16 protein-coding genes are annotated in these 16,844 nt (G+C 71.4%); 10 read left to right on the top strand and 6 right to left on the bottom strand.

Annotated elements, in window-relative coordinates; translation table 11 throughout:
* Positions 1 to 11 precede the first annotated feature (11 nt).
* Positions 12 to 764 carry a class I SAM-dependent methyltransferase gene (locus tag FBY41_RS11420; protein WP_141844389.1) on the top strand — a complete coding sequence of 251 codons (753 nt, stop codon included), beginning with the start codon at positions 12 to 14 and terminating at the stop codon, positions 762 to 764.
* Positions 761 to 2,503, top strand: coding sequence for a glycosyltransferase family 61 protein (locus FBY41_RS11415; protein ID WP_141844388.1), 1,743 nt, complete (start codon positions 761 to 763; stop codon positions 2,501 to 2,503). Before FBY41_RS11420 ends, FBY41_RS11415 begins: the two co-directional genes overlap by 4 nt.
* Positions 2,504 to 2,527: 24 nt before the next feature.
* Here FBY41_RS11415 and FBY41_RS11410 read toward each other — a convergent pair whose 3' ends face one another.
* The 3 genes from FBY41_RS11410 to moeB form a co-directional block, all read right to left on the bottom strand.
* Positions 2,528 to 3,982, bottom strand: coding sequence for a hypothetical protein (locus FBY41_RS11410; RefSeq protein WP_141844387.1), 1,455 nt, complete (start codon positions 3,980 to 3,982; stop codon positions 2,528 to 2,530).
* A 117-nt stretch (positions 3,983 to 4,099) separates the two neighbouring features.
* On the bottom strand, positions 4,100 to 4,816 hold the full coding sequence (locus FBY41_RS11405; RefSeq protein WP_141844386.1) for an MGMT family protein: 717 nt from the start codon (positions 4,814 to 4,816) through the stop codon (positions 4,100 to 4,102).
* 64 nt (positions 4,817 to 4,880) lie between these two features.
* The gene (moeB, locus tag FBY41_RS11400) at positions 4,881 to 6,059 is read right to left on the bottom strand and encodes a molybdopterin-synthase adenylyltransferase MoeB (protein WP_141844385.1); all 1,179 of its coding nucleotides are present in this window, start codon (positions 6,057 to 6,059) and stop codon (positions 4,881 to 4,883) included.
* A gap of 86 nt (positions 6,060 to 6,145) precedes the next feature.
* Here moeB and FBY41_RS11395 point away from each other — a divergent pair, with 86 nt between their 5' ends.
* From FBY41_RS11395 to FBY41_RS11380, 4 genes are all read left to right on the top strand, one after another.
* Positions 6,146 to 6,808, top strand: a complete 663-nt coding sequence (locus FBY41_RS11395) for a TetR/AcrR family transcriptional regulator (protein WP_141844384.1) — start codon at positions 6,146 to 6,148, stop codon at positions 6,806 to 6,808.
* A gap of 56 nt (positions 6,809 to 6,864) precedes the next feature.
* Positions 6,865 to 7,086, top strand: coding sequence for a DUF3107 domain-containing protein (locus tag FBY41_RS11390; RefSeq protein ID WP_141844383.1), 222 nt, complete (start codon positions 6,865 to 6,867; stop codon positions 7,084 to 7,086).
* Positions 7,087 to 7,211: 125 nt separating this feature from the next.
* Positions 7,212 to 7,487, top strand: coding sequence for a GlsB/YeaQ/YmgE family stress response membrane protein (locus FBY41_RS11385; RefSeq protein WP_141844382.1), 276 nt, complete (start codon positions 7,212 to 7,214; stop codon positions 7,485 to 7,487).
* Positions 7,488 to 7,621: 134 nt separating this feature from the next.
* Positions 7,622 to 7,891, top strand: coding sequence for a GlsB/YeaQ/YmgE family stress response membrane protein (locus FBY41_RS11380; RefSeq protein WP_141844381.1), 270 nt, complete (start codon positions 7,622 to 7,624; stop codon positions 7,889 to 7,891).
* A 72-nt stretch (positions 7,892 to 7,963) separates the two neighbouring features.
* Here FBY41_RS11380 and FBY41_RS11375 read toward each other — a convergent pair whose 3' ends face one another.
* Positions 7,964 to 8,668, bottom strand: a complete 705-nt coding sequence (locus tag FBY41_RS11375) for a ferritin-like fold-containing protein (protein ID WP_141844380.1) — start codon at positions 8,666 to 8,668, stop codon at positions 7,964 to 7,966.
* Positions 8,669 to 8,917: 249 nt separating this feature from the next.
* Here FBY41_RS11375 and FBY41_RS11370 point away from each other — a divergent pair, with 249 nt between their 5' ends.
* The 4 genes from FBY41_RS11370 to FBY41_RS11355 all read left to right on the top strand — a co-directional run bounded on the left by FBY41_RS11370 (position 8,918) and on the right by FBY41_RS11355 (position 13,582).
* Positions 8,918 to 10,675, top strand: a complete 1,758-nt coding sequence (locus FBY41_RS11370; protein WP_141844379.1) for a DEAD/DEAH box helicase — start codon at positions 8,918 to 8,920, stop codon at positions 10,673 to 10,675.
* Between the two features lie 174 nt (positions 10,676 to 10,849).
* Positions 10,850 to 11,110, top strand: a complete 261-nt coding sequence (locus FBY41_RS11365; RefSeq protein ID WP_141844378.1) for a hypothetical protein — start codon at positions 10,850 to 10,852, stop codon at positions 11,108 to 11,110.
* Positions 11,111 to 11,163: 53 nt separating this feature from the next.
* A complete protein-coding gene (gene glmS / locus FBY41_RS11360) occupies positions 11,164 to 12,984 on the top strand; it encodes a glutamine--fructose-6-phosphate transaminase (isomerizing) (RefSeq protein WP_141844377.1) in 1,821 nt (606 codons plus the stop codon).
* A 52-nt stretch (positions 12,985 to 13,036) separates the two neighbouring features.
* Entirely contained in the window at positions 13,037 to 13,582 is a 546-nt protein-coding gene (locus tag FBY41_RS11355; protein ID WP_141844376.1) for a pyridoxamine 5'-phosphate oxidase family protein, read from the top strand.
* Here FBY41_RS11355 and FBY41_RS11350 read toward each other — a convergent pair.
* Positions 13,571 to 16,078 (bottom strand): glycoside hydrolase family 65 protein, encoded by a 2,508-nt coding sequence (locus FBY41_RS11350; protein WP_141845087.1) that lies wholly within the window; start codon positions 16,076 to 16,078, stop codon positions 13,571 to 13,573. The two genes, FBY41_RS11355 and FBY41_RS11350, sit on opposite strands and share 12 nt — an antisense overlap.
* Positions 16,078 to 16,800 carry an HAD family hydrolase gene (locus FBY41_RS11345; protein ID WP_141844375.1) on the bottom strand — a complete coding sequence of 241 codons (723 nt, stop codon included), beginning with the start codon at positions 16,798 to 16,800 and terminating at the stop codon, positions 16,078 to 16,080. The genes FBY41_RS11350 and FBY41_RS11345 overlap by 1 nt, the downstream gene beginning before the upstream one ends.
* Positions 16,801 to 16,844 lie beyond the last annotated feature (44 nt).

The following is a 16,844-nucleotide window of genomic DNA, read 5'->3' as shown; positions in this document are numbered from 1 at the left end:
GACTCAGCGCAGTGTGGTTCCTCGAGTTCCTCAGGGCGCTGCACGAGCGGCTCTCACCGACGACCTACCTCGAGATCGGTGTCGGCGACGGCAGCAGCCTCGCCCTGGCGCGCGGCCGGGCAATCGGCATCGACCCCCACTTCGCGCTCACCCGTGAGCTCGACGGGGACGTCTGTCTCGTCCGCACGACGAGCGACGACTTCTTCGCCACGCAGCAGGTCGCCGACCGCACCCGCGGCCTGCCGGTGGACCTCGGTGTCGTCGACTCGGCCCACCTGTTCGAGTTCGCCTTGCGTGACGTCATCAACCTCGAGCGGTGTGCCGGCCCCCGATCGGTCATCGTCGTCAGCCACGTCCTGCCGCGAAGCGTCGACGACGCCGCCCGCACACAGCACACGGCCGACCGGGCGGGCGACGCCTTCCGGCTCACCGAGGTGCTGCGGCGCTACCGGCCGGAGCTGCTCGTGCTGCCCGTCGACACCGCGCCGGACGGGATGCTCCTCATCGCCGGCTTGGACCCGACGAGCACCGTCCTCACCGACGCCTACGACGCCATCCTCGCGGAGTACCGCCGGCCGGATCCTCAGCTCGTGCCTGCCGACGTGCTCGACCGCATCGATGCCGTGCCCGCCCGCCGCCTCCTCGAGTCGGGGCTGCTCGCTGCCCTCGCCGACCGAGACAGCGACGACCCGACCTGGCGCCGCGGCGTGCGCGACGCCGTGGTCGCCTGCGCGGGTCCCGCCTTCGTGGGGACGCTCCGATGAACCCGCTCGTGCGCACCGTGCTCGACCTCGTCGAGTCGGGTGGCGCGGCCGGCGCCCCGGCTGGGGCCGCCCCGCTCGACGTGCACGACATCGTGCTCGTCCTCGGCCACGACACCGCCGAGATCGCCACCGAGCTGGCCCGTCGGCTGCCCGACGTGACGGTCCACGTGCTGCCCGTGTCGGCCGACGATCCCGCGACCACGGCCGAGCTGCCCCCCAACGTGCGGCTGCAGGCGTGCACCAGCGTCTGGGACCGCGTGCACCATGTCGCGGGACTGCCGCGCCCGCAGGTCATCGTCGAGTCGGGCAACGGCCACAAGGGGCAGAAGCTCGCCTGCTTCCGCGAGATGTTCCTGCTCCTCGAGCCGGGCGGGTGGTACGTCGTCGACCGCCTCGCCGACGTCGAGGACCCGGCGCTGCACGACGTCCCCGGAGAGACGGTGCTCGAATTGCTCGCCCGGCTCGACGGGGCACCTGCGAACCCCGGCGCAGACGCCGCCGCCACCGCCCCCAAGCTCAACGTCGCCGACGCCGAGCTGCGCGAATCCGCCTCTGCCATCGTGCTCTCCGGCGATGCCGCCTACGTCTGCAAGCGCAACCGCCACCTCTTCAAGCTGCGTGACGCGCGTGCTGCCGAGATCCTCACTCGTCGTCTCGGTGACAGCTGGGGCGCGGTCGTCGAGACGCGGCCGGCCTACTCCTACCCGAGCCGGGCCTCGGTCACGGTCCACGGCAAGGGCCCCGTCCACGGCCCCGGCGTCGTCAAGGTGCCCGAGCAGACGCTGCGCCGCTACACCGCGCCGGTCGTGCTCCCGCGACAGCGCATCATCATGGGCGACTTCTACCTGCCCGAGACGTTCCGTCACCACCTCGGGCACCGGCTCCTCCACCACACGATGGTCTGTGGCAATGCCGCTCTGGACCGGTTGATCTCGCGGTGGGACCCCACGCCGACAGACCTCCCCGGCAGCTACATGTACCTCGACACGGAGTACCCCGGGCACTACGGCCACGTCATGACCGAGGTGATCTCGCGCTACCACGGGTGGACCGAGGCTCGCCGTCTCGACCCCGGAGTGCGGCCGCTCATCAGCCTCCGCGAGGGCCAGACCGAGGCGCCCGGCTACCAGCTACAGCTCCTCGACGCCCTCGGCATCCCTCGGGACGAGGTGGCCTACATCCCCTTCAACGCGGCCGTGCGCCCCGAGGTGCTGTATGCCGTGACGCCGGGCTTCTCGATGCCCCACTACGCCGACCTCGCGCTCGGGGCGCTCTACGCGGAGATCGGACGCCGGTTGCACACTCCGCACCTCGAGACCCCGGAGCGCATCTTCGTCTCCCGGCGACCGGGCGGGTGGCGCACCTGCCACAACCTGCCGGAGGTCGAGGAGTGGTTCGTCCGCGAGGGCTACACGGTCGTCTACCCCGAGGACCACTCCTTCGGTGACCAGATCAGCATCTTCCGCCAGGCGCGGCGCATCGCCGGCTTCGGTGGCAGCGGCATGTTCAGCCTCATGTTCGCGCCCGGCGCGCGGTGCGTGCTGCTGTCCGGCAACGCCAACACGGCCAACAACGAGTACCTCATCGGCTCCGTCATCGGTCTCGACCTGCACTACTTCTGGTCGCCGAGCGACATCCAGCACCCCAAGGGCGGCTGGACCGACGAGGCCTTCCACTCCGGCTTCACCTTCGAGCTCGACCGCTTCGGAGACGAGATCCTCGCGACCCTCGACAGCTGACCGCCCCTCGCCGTCCGCGGCGGCTCAGCGCAGTCCAGTGGCCCGCCGGTAGGCACCACGGAGCGAGTGCATCGTGGAGAGCTTCGCGACGACGGGATCGACACCCTTCGGGAGCCGACGCCGCAAGGCGGCAACCGGCCCGGTGGCCTGCGGCCGCGCCGGCGCCCTGGGCGCTCTCACGGTCGCTGCTGGCGCCTCGGGCCGAGGCGTCGCCACGACGAACTCGCCCGTGGGCGAGGTGATCACCTCGCAACCCGTGGGCGCGGCCGGACCCGGCCCGAAGCTCCACTCGAGGGCAGCTCGGCCGGGCGACCCCGTCAGCCGGCACTCGACCCGAGGGAACTCGTCGATGACGAGTCGAGCGGGCAGGGGCACACCCCCGATCAGGAGCGACCCCTCGACGACGCCGGTGCTGCGATGCTCCAGCTGCGGCACCTCGACGGTGAGCAGCGACCCCGTCGCGTCCTCGACGACCGTCGCGTGGCGCGGGTCGAGACGACCGAGGAGGGAGCGTCCAGTCGCACCGAGGTCGACGACGATGCCCTCACCGTCCGAGCGCACCGAGACCAGACGGCCCCGGACGACGGCGGGCGCGTCCAGCTCGCGGTCCGGAGCGGCCTCGACCCGACCCACGAGGGGCGGCCGCAGGGCTCCCCTCGCCGACGCGCCCTCCTCGTCGTCCGTGTCGGAGGGCTCCACCTCCAGCCAGACCTCGAGCTCGTCGTCGACGTCGTGGGCCTCGACGGGCACACTGGCCGTCCACAGCAGACTCGGCTCGGTGTCCTCGTCGTCACCCGAGACGGTGAATGTGTCGACGGGGTGGGCGTGCACGACCCCGGTGCGCCGGCCCACGAGCACGATGTCGGCACCGGCCGCACCCGCGGCATGCAGGGGAGCCCGTCCGAGGAACTCGAGCACACCGTCGACCCACCGGACATCGGCCGTGATCTCCGAGAGCACGTGCGCCGGGTCCGACGGCGACGGGGCGACCCGACGGCGAAGGCCCATGGGGGCAACCCTCTCGGCGGCGCGCTGCCCGCCCTCGCGGGCGCGCGACCCCTCCCGGCGCGTGAGCACCACGGTCCCGTCGGCGACGCCCCAGAGGGTGGTCGCAGCCCGGACGGAGAGGACGTCGTGGTCGCCCGCCTCCGCCCCGAGCTGGACGAGTCGGCTCAGCGCCGCCGGCTCCACGCGGTCGTCGGGCGCGAGCACGAGCACCCACTCACCCTCGGCACGCGCGTGGTCGGCCTCGCCCTCGTCGGCGGGCACTTCTCCGGCATCCTGTACGAGGACCCGCACGTTCGGCCGGTGGGCTGCCACCCGCTCGAGGTCGGCGACGTGGGGTCCGGGCGAGGCGGCGAGCACGACCTCCCACTCCTGCACCGGCAAGGTCTGCGCGTCGAGGTGGTGCACCAGGGCGGTCGCGGACGCCACGGTGTCGTCCGCGACGGGGGTCCACACGGTGATCCGACGGGTCATGGCTGTCGTCATCCTTGTCGAGGCACGCTGGAGGAGGCTTGCGTCACCCTAGCGCCAAGCGCGCGGCCCACGTGGCGCGACGCCGAGGTCGGCGTGGGGCCTCGGCCTCACTCGTCCTCACTCGGCCACGAGCTCGACCTCGAAGCCCTCACCGCTCTCGAGGTAGGCGGCGTAGTGCGCCGGCCCACCGGCATACGGATGCGTGTCGGCGAACATCAGCGTCCAGCCACCGCGCGCGCACTCTGCCACGACGGCGTCGACGTCGGCGCGCGAACCCCCATGGAAGGCAAGGTGATTGACCCCGGGACGCTTGCGTTCGTGGCGTCCGCCAGCGACGTCGGGGCCCGACTCCACGACGACGTAGAGCGACCCGAGCTCCCAGGCCCGACCGTGGCCCCAGTCGTCGCCGAGGCGGTAGCCCAGGCGTTCGAGCAGCCAGCCCCACTCGCGCCCCGCCGCCTCGATGTCCTCGACCCAGATCTCGATGTGGTGCACGGTTCCCCGCGCACCGGCCGGAGCGGCCGCCGGTGCGTCGTCCCAGCGAGCCCGGGCCATGTCGGCCCGACCGCCCTCGACGAGCCCGCCCACCATCGGCGTGCCCTCGGCGCGCCAGTGCTCGAGGGCCTCCGCCTCGAGCCCCTGGGGCGGGCGACCGTCCGAGCGGATGACCCGCCACCACGGCACGTCGGAGCCGTAGCGGCTCATCACCGTGCCCACGGTGCGCGGCCCCATCCCACCGAGGCGCTGGGCGATGTCGCCGTAGGCGAGCACGCGCCCGGACGGGATGCGGGCCACGAGGTCGAGCACCCTCGCGGCGTGGTCCTCGACGGACATGGAGGCACCCTCCTCGGGTGGGCGGCGCGGGAGGGGAAGATCCCCGCGGGGCGGACAGGCTGGCTCAGTACTCCGGCTGCGTCGGGTCGATCTCGCGCAGGTAGGCGAGTATGCCGCCCTCGACGTTCGCGACGTCGGTGAACCCCGCGCGCAGTGCGAGTCTCGTCGCCTCGGCAGAGCGTGCGCCGACCTTGCAGTGGATGAGCACCCTTCGGTCAGAAGGCAGCTCGTCGAACGCCTCACCGGATCTGAAGCTGTCGAGATGGATCGCGACCGCGCCGGGGATGCTCGCGATGGCGCGCTCCTCGGTGCCGCGCACGTCGACGAGCAGTGGCGGGGCGCCCGAGGCGAGCTCGTCGGCCATCTCGTGCACCGTCACGGTCGGAAGGTCGCCCTCCTCGGGCGTGGCCGCACCGGGCACCCCGCAGAACTCGACGTAGTCGATGAGCTCGGTGACGGTCGGGTGGGTGCCACACACGGGGCAGTCGGGGTCGGCTCGGACGGTCAGGGTGTCCCAGCTCTGGCGTAGTGCGTCGTGGATGAGCAGACGACCGGTGAGCGGCTCGCCGATGCCGAGGAGCAGCTTGATCGCCTCGGTCGACTGCACGGACCCGATGGACGCACAGAGCACGCCGAGGACGCCGCCCTCCGCGCAGCTCGGCACCGATCCGGGCGGTGGCGGCTCGGGGAAGACACACCGGTAGCAGGGCCCGTGGCCGGCCCACCACACCGAGACCTGGCCGTCGAAGCGCAGGATCGACCCCCAGACGTGCGGTTTGCCGAGCATGACGCACGCGTCGTTGACGAGATAGCGCGTCGGGAAGTTGTCGGTGCCGTCGACGACGAGGTCGTAGCCCGCGATGACCTCGAGGGCGTTGCTCGAGTCGAGAGCCACGTCGTGGCGCTCGACGGTCACGTGCGGGTTGACCCGGTGCACGGCCGCCTCGGCGGACTCGGTCTTCGGCCTTCCGATGTCGGCGTCCGAGTGGATCACCTGCCTGTGCAGGTTGGTGAGGTCGACGACGTCGGCGTCGACGACGCCGATGGTGCCGACACCGGCAGCCGCGAGATAGAGCAGCGCCGGCGAGCCGAGGCCCCCGGCGCCGACGACGAGCACCCGCGCAGCCGCGAGACGCTCCTGACCGTCCCGGCCCACGTCGGGCAGGAGCACGTGTCGCGCGTAGCGCGTCAGCTCTGGCCGGCTGAGCGGGCGACCCGTCTTGACCAGCGGATCCGTCGACATGCGATCACCGTACTGCTCGGTATGGTGACAATGACATCGTCGTCCCGCGAAGGGGCGACGCAGCACGATCGCTCTCGAGGAACCGGATGCCTGACGACACCACCGCCGCCGTTCGCGGCCAGCGGCTCCCCCGATCGGAGCGACGCGCCCAGCTGCTCGACGCAGCTCTCGGCGTCTTCGTCGAGAACGGCTACCACGCGGCGGCCATGGACGACATCGCCGCGCGAGCAGGCGTCTCGAAGCCGGTGCTCTACCAGCACTTCCCGGGCAAGCTCGAGCTCTACCTCGCGCTCATCGACCAGCACACCGGCGAGCTCGAGCAGCTCGTGCGAGACGCGCTCGCCCTCGAGGACAACAAGGCACGCATCAACACGATGACCCGGGCCTACTTCGACTTCGTCGGGCAGGAGGGCGCGGCCTTCCGCCTCATCTTCGAGTCCGACCTCGCCAACGAGCCCGAGGTGCGCAAGCGCCTCGACCAGATCGACCTCACGTGCGCCGAGGCGATGGCCGAGATCATCACGAGCGAGACCTCGATGGAGCAGGAGGAGGCAGTGCTCGTCGGGGTCGCCTTCGTCGGCATGGCCCAGACCGCTGCGCGCCACTGGCTCACCCACGAGGCCACCCTCTCCGAGGACACCGCCGTGCGCGTCACCGCTGCCCTGATCCGCCGTGGGTTCGGCGCCTTCCCGTCCGTGCGGTCGGGCGCCGACAAGCCCAAGGAATCCGTCGGCACCACCGCTGGTTAAGGTGACGACAGGGCGCCGATCGCGCGCCCGACGACGTGTGAGAAAGCAGGTATGACGTGGAGATCCGCATCGGCGTGCAGAACGTGGCGCGCGAGATCGCCTTCGAGACCACGCAGTCGACCGACGAGATCCTTGCTGCGGTCAAGGCAGCCCTGGACTCCGACGTCCTCGAGCTCGTCGACGACAAGGGCGGCCGCATCATCGTTCCGTCGGCGTCCATCGGCTACGTGACCACGGGCGCGGAGCGCCGCACGGGAGTCGGCTTCGGCGCCTCCTGATCCGATCGGCCGGGGCCACCGCGTGCACAGTGGCCCCGATCCGGGTACGACCCTCTCGTCAGGGACCGGCTCGCGCCGGTCCGCCGTCAGCGCGACAACGATCGGGCCGTCCGGAGGGAGCCAGCATGCTGTGGACCGTCGTGTTCGCAGTCGTCGCCGGTGCCGTCGTCGGCCCCATCGCCCGTCTGGTGCTACCGGGCAGGCAGTCCATCAGCATCCTCATGACGATCGTGCTCGGCGCCGCCGGGTCGCTCGTCGGGACGCTGATCTACTACTCGATCAGCGGTGACCGCACCGCCGCCTCCGTCGACTGGGTCTCCGGAGTCATCGGAGTCATCGTCGCGGCAGCTCTGATCCTGGGCTACGGCCGGGTGAGGGGCGAGAGCCACCCCACCCGCTGAGGGTCCCTGTCGTGCAATTTCCGCGCGTCACACCCACCACACCCGCCCCAATGGTGGGACAGTTCACCTGTCATCTGCGCTCCCGGCGCGGAACAAGAGGTCGCCTTCATCCGGCGGCCAGAAGGAGCAACGACATGCTTGGCACCATTATCGGAGCGATCATCGCCGGTCTCATCATCGGCGCCCTGGGCCGTCTCATCCTCCCCGGCAAGCAGAACATCTCGATCCTCATGACGATCGTCATCGGCATCGTCGCCTCACTCGTCGCGACGCTGATCCTCGGTGCGATCTTCGGCTACAACAACGCCAGCGGCGGCATCGCCTGGTGGTACTGGATCGTCGGTGCGATCCTCGCCGCCCTCGGGATCGTCGCCTACGGCCGCATCACGAACAAGTCCGTCTGACGCGGACCGCGCCACGCGGCATTCGCCGCTGCACATGACGAAGGGCTCGGCCGCGACGGCCGGGCCCTTCGGTCATGCCGACAGGCCGAGCCGCTCCATCCGCCGGGTGTGCTCGTCGGTGAGCCGGGCGAACATCCGCCCCAGCTCGGCGAGGTCGGCCCCGGGCCGGCCCGGTGCGCCGACGAGGATGCTCGCGAGCGCGTCCCGCTCGACGCCGACGCGCTGGGCCTGGGTGATCGCCTCGCCGACGAGGCGGCGCCCCCAGAGCGCGAGGCGCCCGGCGAGCCGATGGTCCTCGGCGATCGCCTCGCGCACCGCCGTCACCGCGAAGTCGGCCTGGCTGTCGTCCTCGAGGACCTGGAGGACGAGCGCCCTGGTGTCCGCGTCGACGTAGGTCGAGACCTCGCGGTAGAAGTCCTGCGCGATGCCCTCGCCGACATAGGCCTTGACCATCCCCTCGAGCCAGTCGGACGGCGCCGTGCGCTCGTGGAAGGCGTCGACGGCCGGCACGAAGGGCTCCATCGCCGTCTCCGGCTCGACGCCGAGCGATGCCAGCCGCTCGCTCAGCACGGTGAAGTTGCGCAGCTCGTGAGCGGCGAGCTGCGCAATGGCCGACTTGTGCCGCAGGGTCGGGGCGAGCTCGGCATCCTTGGCCAGCTGGGAGAAGGCACACAGCTCCCCGTAGGCGAGCGCTCCGAGCAGGTCGGTGACCGCGGCGAGGTAGCCGGGCTCCGAGTCGGGCGGGAGGGGCGCGGCGGAGGCATCGGCGCTGGTCATGGAGCCAATCTAGTGAACGATGGCGGGCCTGGCGCCTACGTGCCGGTACGATGGCGGGGACAGCTCGGTGCCCGGTCGGCCCGAAGGTTTGCCCAGATGGTGCTCGCGGGGAGCGAACGACTCGCCGCGCACCGGTGGAGCCCGCACGGATGCGAGAGCCACCAACCGTCCATGACACGCTCCGATCGGCCCGTCACGCGCCACTGAGCTCCCGCCCGCCGGGGTGCTCGTGCCGATCGAGAGATGCCCATGACCCAGCCCACCCCGAGCCCGATCGAGCCTGTCGAGGCACCGGCTCCGGAGCTCACCTTCACCGACTTCGACGTGCACCCCGACATCGTCGCCTCGCTGGCCGACGCCGGCATCGTCACGCCGTTCCCCATCCAGGCGATGACCCTGCCCGTCGCGCTCGGCGGCCACGACATCATCGGCCAGGCCAAGACCGGCACCGGCAAGACGCTCGGCTTCGGCGTGCCGATCCTCAACCGCGTCGTCACGCCCGCCGACGAGGGGTATGCCGCCCTGGCCCGTCCCGGCAAGCCGCAGGCTCTCGCCGTGGCACCGACGCGCGAGCTCGCCGTGCAGGTCGCCGGCGACCTCGAGCGCGCCGGGCGTCGCCGTGGCGTGCGCGTGCTCACCGTCTACGGTGGCCGCGCCTACGAGCCCCAGATCGAGGCCCTCAAGGCAGGTGTCGAGGTCGTCGTCGGCACCCCCGGCCGTCTCATCGACCTCGCCAAGCAGGGGCACCTCGACCTGTCGCAGGCCCGCACGGTCGTGCTCGACGAGGCCGACGAGATGCTCGACCTCGGCTTCCTGCCCGACGTCGAGACCCTCATGTCCCTCACGCCGGCCTCGCGCCAGACGATGCTCTTCTCGGCGACGATGCCGGGCGCGATCGTGGCCCTCGCCCGCCGCTACATGAGCCAGCCGACCCACATCCGCGCGATGGGCGACGAGAACGAGAACGCCCACACCGTCAAGGCCGTCGAGCAGTTCGTCTACCGCGCGCATGCGATGGACAAGGTCGAGATGCTCTCGCGGATGCTGCAGGCCAACGGCCGGGGCCTCACGATCATCTTCAGCCGCACCAAGCGCACGGCCGCCAAGGTGGCCGACGAGCTCGTCGAGCGCGGCTTCGCGGCCGCCGCCATCCACGGCGACCTCGGCCAGGGCGCCCGCGAGCAGGCCCTGCGCGCCTTCCGCAACGGCAAGGTCGACATCCTCGTGGCCACCGACGTCGCTGCCCGCGGCATCGACGTCGACAACGTCACGCACGTCGTCAACTTCCAGTGCCCCGAGGACGAGAAGACCTACCTCCACCGCATCGGCCGCACCGCCCGAGCCGGCAACACCGGTGTCGCCGTCACCTTCGTCGACTGGGACGACCTGCACCGGTGGGCCCTCATCAACAAGGCGCTCGACCTCGGTATCCCCGACCCGCAGGAGACCTACTCGAGCTCCGACCACCTCTACAGCGACCTCGGCATCCCGACCGGTGCCAAGGGCCGGCTGCGGCGTTCGCAGCAGACCCTCGCCGGCCTCGACGCCGAAGAGATCGAGGACCTCGGCGAGACCGGCAAGCGCCACGGCAAGACGGGCGGCCGCGGCTCGCACGACGCCCGTGACGGTGGCCGCGGCGGCTCGCGCGCCGGTGGCCGCGACTCCGGGCGTCGCGATGACGCCGGCTCGCGCGATGCGGCTCCGAGCAGCGACGGCTCCGACGCCGCGACCGGCGCAGGCGCCGACTCGGCCGACGGCGAGAGCCGTCCCCGTCGCAACCGCAACCGCCGCCGCACCCGCGGCAGCGGTGCTGCGGTGGCCGGCGCCGAAGGCGCCGACCGCGAGGGTGGCGACGCTGCAGGTGGCGACGCCCCGAGCCAGAACGGCTCCGCACCCGACTCCGCGGGCGGCTCGTCCGACTCGAGCGACTCGCGTCCCCGCCGGCGTCGTCGCCGCGGTGGCTCCGGCCGTGGCGAGAACGCCCCGTCACCGGTCGCAGCAGAGTGAGCTGACCGCTCCCCTGTCCTGACGTGTGGCCACCTCCTGCGGGAGGTGGCCACACGTGTGTCCGGGCCACGCGGCATACGCCGATGGGCTCGATGGATGGAGGAGATAGCCATTCCCTGCCCGAAATCGGGCAGATTTTTGGCAGAGTCGTCAAGCGTGGTGCATCCTCGTCAGGTGCCCGACCACGACCTCGTCGCCCGTGTCGCCGGCTCCACCGGCCTCAGCGAGGCGGAGGCGGCCCGCGTCATCGGTGACGTGCTGGCGCACTACGCCGAGCCCCTCACCGACTTCGTGCGCCGTCGGCACGCCGCGCTGCAGCTGCACGGCGCGCGCAACCCCGAGATCTACCGGACCATCGCCGAGGAGCTGAGCCAGCGCCTCGTCGCCGCCCCCGACCTGACCGAGCGCCAGCTGCGCCGCATCATCTACGGCTGAGCGCGCCTCGCCTGCATCGCCCTGCCCGACCCCAGACCTCCAGGAGACCACCCATGTGCGGAATCGTCGGCTACGTCGGACGCCAGCCAGCAGCGCCCATCCTCATCGAGGGCCTGACCCGGCTGGAGTACCGCGGCTACGACTCGGCCGGCCTCGCCGTGCTGGGCAGCTCCGGCGCGACCGTCGTGCGCCGCGTCGGCCGCGTGCGCGAGCTCGAGGCGGCCCTGCCGAAGCGTCTGGCCGGCACGGTGGGCATCGGCCACACCCGGTGGGCGACCCACGGCCCCGCGACCGAGGCCAACGCCCACCCGCACTCGAGCGAGGACGGGCGCATCAGCGTCGTGCACAACGGCATCATCGACAACGCCGGTGCACTGCGTGCCCGGCTGGGCGCGGAGGGCGTGACCTTCAGCTCCGACACCGACACCGAGGTGCTCGCGCACCTCGTCGCCCGCTCGGGTGCCGGCGCGCTCGAGGACCGCGTCGTCGACGCCCTCGAGCAGGTCGTCGGGACGTATGCCGTCGCCGTCCTCGACGCCGACCAGCCGGACCGCGTCGTCGTCGCCCGCAACGGCTCGCCGCTCATCATCGGGGTGGGCGACCGGGAGATGTTCGTGGCATCCGACGTGTCGGCCCTCGTGCGTCACACCTCGTCGGTCGTCCACCTCGACGACGGGGAGCTGGCGGTCGTCACCGCCAAGGACTACCGCACCTTCACCCGCGACAGCCACGACACCGGCCGCGTGCCCACCGAGATCGAGGTCTCGGCCGACGACGTCGAGATCGGCGCCCACGGCCACTTCATGGCGAAGGAGATCGCCGAGCAGCCCGAGACCGTCGCCCGCATGCTGCGGGGGCGGCTCGACACCCGCTTCGACACGGCCCGGCTCGACGGGCTCAACCTCTCGCCCCGCGAGCTGCGCGCCTTCCGTCGCGTCAAGATCCTCGGCTGCGGCTCGGCGTACTACGTCGGCGAGCTCGGCGCGCTGATGATCGAGGAGCTGGCGCGCATCCCGGCCCACGCCGAGGCGGCGTCGGAGTTCCGCTACCGCAACCCGATCATCGAGCCCGACACCCTCTACGTCGCCGTCAGCCAGTCGGGCGAGACCGCCGACACGGCCTTCGCGGTCCGCGAGATCAAGCGCAAGGGCGGCCAGGTCGTCGGTCTCGTCAACGTCGTCGGGTCGACGATCGCCCGCGAGTGCGAGGGCGGCATCTACCTCCACGCCGGGCCCGAGATCGCGGTCGCCTCGACCAAGGCGCTGACCCACATGGGGGTCGGCTTCGCCCTGCTCGCCCTGCTGCTCGGGCGGGTCCGCGACCTGTCGGTCGCCGACGGTCAGCGCATCATCGCGGGGCTCGAGCGCCTGCCGGCCGACATCGAGGCGGTGCTCGCCGACGAGGAGCGCATCGCCGGACTCGCCACGGAGCTGTCGTCCGCCGACAGCCTCTTCTTCATCGGCCGGGTCCGCGGCTACCCGGTGGCGCGAGAGGGGGCCCAGAAGTTCAAGGAGATCTCCTACCGCCACGCCGAGGCCTACCAGACGAGCGAGCTGAAGCACGGGCCGCTCGCTCTCATCGAGGAGTCGCGCCCCACCGTCGCCGTCATCCCCGACGACGAGCTCACCGATCGCAACCTCGCGGCGGCAGAGCAGGTGCTCGCCCGCGGCGGCCGCGTCGTGGCCATCTCGCACCCCGGTGTCGACCTGGGCCCGCTCGACGACCGCCGCGTCGACGTGCCCCGCAACGAGGTCGAGCTCGACCCGATCCTGCTCATGATCCCCATGCAGCTGCTCGCGTATCACGCAGCGGTTGCCCTGGGGCTCGACATCGACAAGCCTCGTAATCTGGCGAAGTCGGTCACCGTCGAGTGAGCTCAGGCCCTGAGCCACACCGCCTCCGGTGCGCCGGGGTGAGGAGCGGACCATGAAGCTGCACGAGTCGATCACGGACCGTCTGCGGACGTTCATCGAGAACCAGCACGTCTTCTTCGTCGCGACGGCGCCCCTCGCCGCGGACGGTAGGGTCAACCTCTCTCCCAAGGGCCTCGACGGCACGTTCGTCGTGCTCGACGAGCGCACCGTCGCCTATCTCGACCTCACGGGCAGCGGCGCCGAGACCGTGGCGCACCTGCGTGAGAACGGTCGCATCACCCTGATGTTCTGCGCCTTCGAGGGCCCGCCCAACATCGTGCGCCTGCACGGCCGCGGCCGCTACGTCACCCTCGACGATCGCGAGTTCGACGCTCTCAGAGAGCATTTCGCCGACCACCCCGGTGCTCGTGGTGTCGTCGTCGTCGACGTCGAGCGCGTCTCTGACTCCTGCGGGTATGCCGTGCCGCTCATGTCTCACGAGGGTGACCGCGACCTGCTGACCTCGTGGGCCGCCCACCGCGGCGAGGCAGGGCTCGAGGCCTACCGCGAGAAGAAGAACGCGACGTCGATCGACGGGCTGCCTGCGCTAGGAGCGTGAGTTGCGTCGACGGCGCTCTCGGTCGGGGTCAGGCACGCCCGCGGTGTAGACCATCTCGTGCTCGTTGCTCGACCCGACGAGGGGCAGGCTGCCGAGGCGCCCGAGGATGACCGGGCCCTGGCCGTCGAGCTCGACGACGGTCGGCCCGTGCTCCGAGACCGTGACCTGCTGCCCCCGCACCAGGACCTCGGTGGCCTCCCCGTCGCGCAGCGTGAAGGTGATGCGCTCGTGCTCGACCTCGACGAGCAGCCGGCTCCCGTGCACCTGGAGCCGGAAGGTGAGGCGCGGCCAGTCGGCCGGCAGCCGCGGGTCGAAGGTCAGGGTGCCGTTGTGGTCACGCATGCCGCCGAAGCCGTAGACGAGGGCGTTCCAGACGCCGCCCGTCGAGGCGACGTGGACCCCGTCGGCCGCGTTGCCGTGGAGGTCGGCGAGGTCGACGTAGAGGCCGGAGTGGAAGTACTCGAGGGCGAGGTCGCGGTAGCCCACCTCCGCCGCGACGATCGACTGCACGACCGATGACAGCGTCGAGTCACCCGTCGTCAGCGGGTCGTAGTACTCGAAGTCGGCGCGCTTCTGCTCGCGCGTGAACATCTGGCCCTGGAGGAAGAGCGCCGCGACGACGTCGGCCTGCTTGAGCACTTGGAAGCGATAGATGACGAGCGGGTGGTAGTGCAGCAGCAGCGGTCGCTTCGAGTTGGGTGTCGCTGCGAGGTCCCACACCTCCCGCTCGAGGAAGTGCTGGTCCTGGGGGTGCACCCGCAGCCCCTCGTCGTAGGGGATGTACATCCCCTCGGAGCAGGCGGCCCAGTCGTCGATCTCGTCGTCGTCGAGGTCGAGCCGGGCCGCGAGGCGCTCGTAGGCCTCGGGGAACTCGTGCGCGAGCCGCCGGGCCCAGCGCGCCGCCTGGCGGAGGTTGTCGCTCGCCATGACGTTGGTGAAGAGGTTGTTGTTGACGACGGTCGTGTACTCGTCGGGGCCGGTGACGCCGTGCAGGTGGAAGCGACGCGTCTCCCCGCGACCGAGCCAGAAGCCGAGGTCGGTCCACATCCGCGCCGTCTCGACAAGGATGTCGATGCCTTCGCGCATCATGAAGTCGTCGTCGCCCGAGGCCTGCACGTACTTGCACAGGGCGAAGGCGATGTCGGCGTTGATGTGGTACTGCGCGGTGCCCGCGGCGTAGTAGGCCGAGGCCTCCTCGCCGTTGATCGTGCGCCACGGGTAGAGCGCGCCGGAGTTCGACAGTTCCGCGGCGCGCCGGCGAGCCGCCGGCAGCATGAGATAGCGGAAGCGGAGCGCGCCGCGGGCGACAGAGGGCGACGTGTAGCTGAGGAAGGGCAGCACGTAGGTCTCGGTGTCCCAGAAGTAGTGGCCCTCGTAGCCCGAGCCGCTCACGCCCTTCGCCGGGATGCCGACCTGCTCGATGCGGCCGGAGGCCTGCGCGAGCTGGAAGAGGTTCCAGCGCACCGCCTGCTGGATCGCGGGGTGACCCTCCACCTGCACGTCGGAGTCGGCCCAGAAGCGGTCGAGCCAGCGCCGCTGCTCATCGAAGCACTCCCCGATGCCGCTGTCACGCACGCGGTCGAGGGTCCGCCGGGCACGGTCGACGAGCTCGCGCGTGGGCACGCCCCGTGACGTGTGGTATGCCGCGACCTTCGTGAGGCGGATCGCGTGGCCCTTGCGCGCCTTGACGCGGTAGATCTTCTTGCCGAGGTCGTCCTCGGCGTGGCTCAGCTCCTCGAAGTCGCAGTCGGTCGAGATCTCGTGGTCGACCCCGACGGCGAGCGTCATGCCGGAGTTGACGCAGCGGTAGCTGAGCACGGTGCGGCGGTCGCTCGCCCAGTGGCTCTGCGGGTCGAGCACCCGCTCGACGAGGCGGGAGGCCTTGCGGGGGTCGAAGCCCCGGGCCGAGGTCGACACGTGGTAGTCGTCGGTGCCGTCCTGCCGGTTGAGGATCTGCGAGGAGATCGCGACCGGCCCGTCGGCGTCGAGCAGCGTCACGTCGAAGGTCATGACGGCGAGGTGGCGCTGCTCGAAGGAGACCATGCGGGTCGATTCGATGAGCACCCGCTTGCCGGAGGGCGTGCGCCAGACGAGGCTGCGCCGCAGCACGCCGTCGCGGAAGTCGAGGGTGCGCTCGTAGTCCTGCAGGTCGGCGAGCGAGAGCATGAGCGGCTCGTCGTCGACGTAGACCTTGATCGTCTTGACGTCGGGGGCGTTGACGATCGTCTGCCCGGTCTGGGCGAAGCCGAAGGCCTCCTCGGCGTGGCGGATCTGCCACGTCTCGTGGAAACCGTTGATGAAGGTGCCGTGCGCATGCACGTCGCGGCCCTCCTCGACGTTGCCACGCATGCCGAGGTAGCCGTTGCCGACGGCGAAGACGGTCTCGGTGAGGCCGAGGTCCTCGGTGGAGTACCACTTCTCGGTCCAGGCCCACTCGTCGACAGGGAAGCGGGTGCGGTCGACGGGGTCCGGGCTGCCCTGCAGCTCGTGGCGCATCATGCGATGAGCTCGTCCAGCTCGGCGACGACCACGTCGGCCCCACCGCCGAGCAGGGCGTCGCGGCCGGCTCCGCGGTCGACGCCGACGACGAGGCCGAAGTCACCCGCACGGCCGGAGGCGACCCCGGAGAGGGCATCCTCGAGCACGACGCTGCGAGCGGCCGTGACCCCGAGGAGGCGCGCCGCGTGGAGGTAGGTGGCGGGCGAGGGCTTGCCCTCGAGGCCCTCGCGGGCCGCGACCTCCCCGTCGACGACGACCTCGAAGCGGTCGGCGAGGCCGGAGGCCTCGAGCACCATCGGGGCGTTGCGCGACGACGAGACGACCGCGACGGCCGTGCCCCGGGCGGCGAGGTGGTCGAGCAGGCGCACCGAGGCCGGGTAGGGCTCGACGCCCTCGTCCTCGAGGATCGCGGCGAAGACGGCGTTCTTGCGGTTGCCGAGCCCACCGACGGTCTCGGCGTCGGGCGCGTCGTCCGTCGACCCCTCCGGCAGCTCGATGCCGCGAGAGGCGAGGAACGTACGCACCCCGTCGAAGCGGGGCTTGCCGTCGACGTGGGCGAAGTAGTCGTCGGACGTGTACGGCGCGACCGCACGACCGGAGGAGTGCTCCGCGAGGAACTCGTTGAACATCCGGTCCCAGGCACGCATGTGCACCTCGGCCGTCGGAGTCAGCACCCCGTCGAGGTCGAAGAGCGCCGCGTCGTAGTCATCCCACTGCACAGGGCGAGCCTAGGCCCCGAGCGCCTGCGCGTGGCAACCCGTCC

It is taken from the genome of Humibacillus xanthopallidus, from assembly GCF_006716675.1.
Taxonomy (GTDB): domain Bacteria; phylum Actinomycetota; class Actinomycetes; order Actinomycetales; family Dermatophilaceae; genus Humibacillus; species Humibacillus xanthopallidus_B.
Note: the sequence above shows the minus strand (reverse complement) of the source record. Positions and strands in the feature narration are given on the sequence as shown.

What these genes read in the sequence shown, in the direction of transcription:
- FBY41_RS11415 (WP_141844388.1), top strand. Translation starts at nt 761, where the DNA reads ATGAACCCGCTCGTGCGCACCGTGCTCGACCTCGTCGAGTCGGGTGGC.
- FBY41_RS11410 (WP_141844387.1), bottom strand. Translation starts at nt 3,982, where the DNA reads ATGACCCGTCGGATCACCGTGTGGACCCCCGTCGCGGACGACACCGTG.
- FBY41_RS11405 (WP_141844386.1), bottom strand. Translation starts at nt 4,816, where the DNA reads ATGTCCGTCGAGGACCACGCCGCGAGGGTGCTCGACCTCGTGGCCCGC.
- moeB (WP_141844385.1), bottom strand. Translation starts at nt 6,059, where the DNA reads ATGTCGACGGATCCGCTGGTCAAGACGGGTCGCCCGCTCAGCCGGCCA.
- FBY41_RS11395 (WP_141844384.1), top strand. Translation starts at nt 6,146, where the DNA reads ATGCCTGACGACACCACCGCCGCCGTTCGCGGCCAGCGGCTCCCCCGA.
- FBY41_RS11385 (WP_141844382.1), top strand. Translation starts at nt 7,212, where the DNA reads ATGCTGTGGACCGTCGTGTTCGCAGTCGTCGCCGGTGCCGTCGTCGGC.
- FBY41_RS11380 (WP_141844381.1), top strand. Translation starts at nt 7,622, where the DNA reads ATGCTTGGCACCATTATCGGAGCGATCATCGCCGGTCTCATCATCGGC.
- FBY41_RS11375 (WP_141844380.1), bottom strand. Translation starts at nt 8,668, where the DNA reads ATGACCAGCGCCGATGCCTCCGCCGCGCCCCTCCCGCCCGACTCGGAG.
- FBY41_RS11370 (WP_141844379.1), top strand. Translation starts at nt 8,918, where the DNA reads ATGACCCAGCCCACCCCGAGCCCGATCGAGCCTGTCGAGGCACCGGCT.
- glmS (WP_141844377.1), top strand. Translation starts at nt 11,164, where the DNA reads ATGTGCGGAATCGTCGGCTACGTCGGACGCCAGCCAGCAGCGCCCATC.
- FBY41_RS11355 (WP_141844376.1), top strand. Translation starts at nt 13,037, where the DNA reads ATGAAGCTGCACGAGTCGATCACGGACCGTCTGCGGACGTTCATCGAG.
- FBY41_RS11350 (WP_141845087.1), bottom strand. Translation starts at nt 16,078, where the DNA reads ATGCGCCACGAGCTGCAGGGCAGCCCGGACCCCGTCGACCGCACCCGC.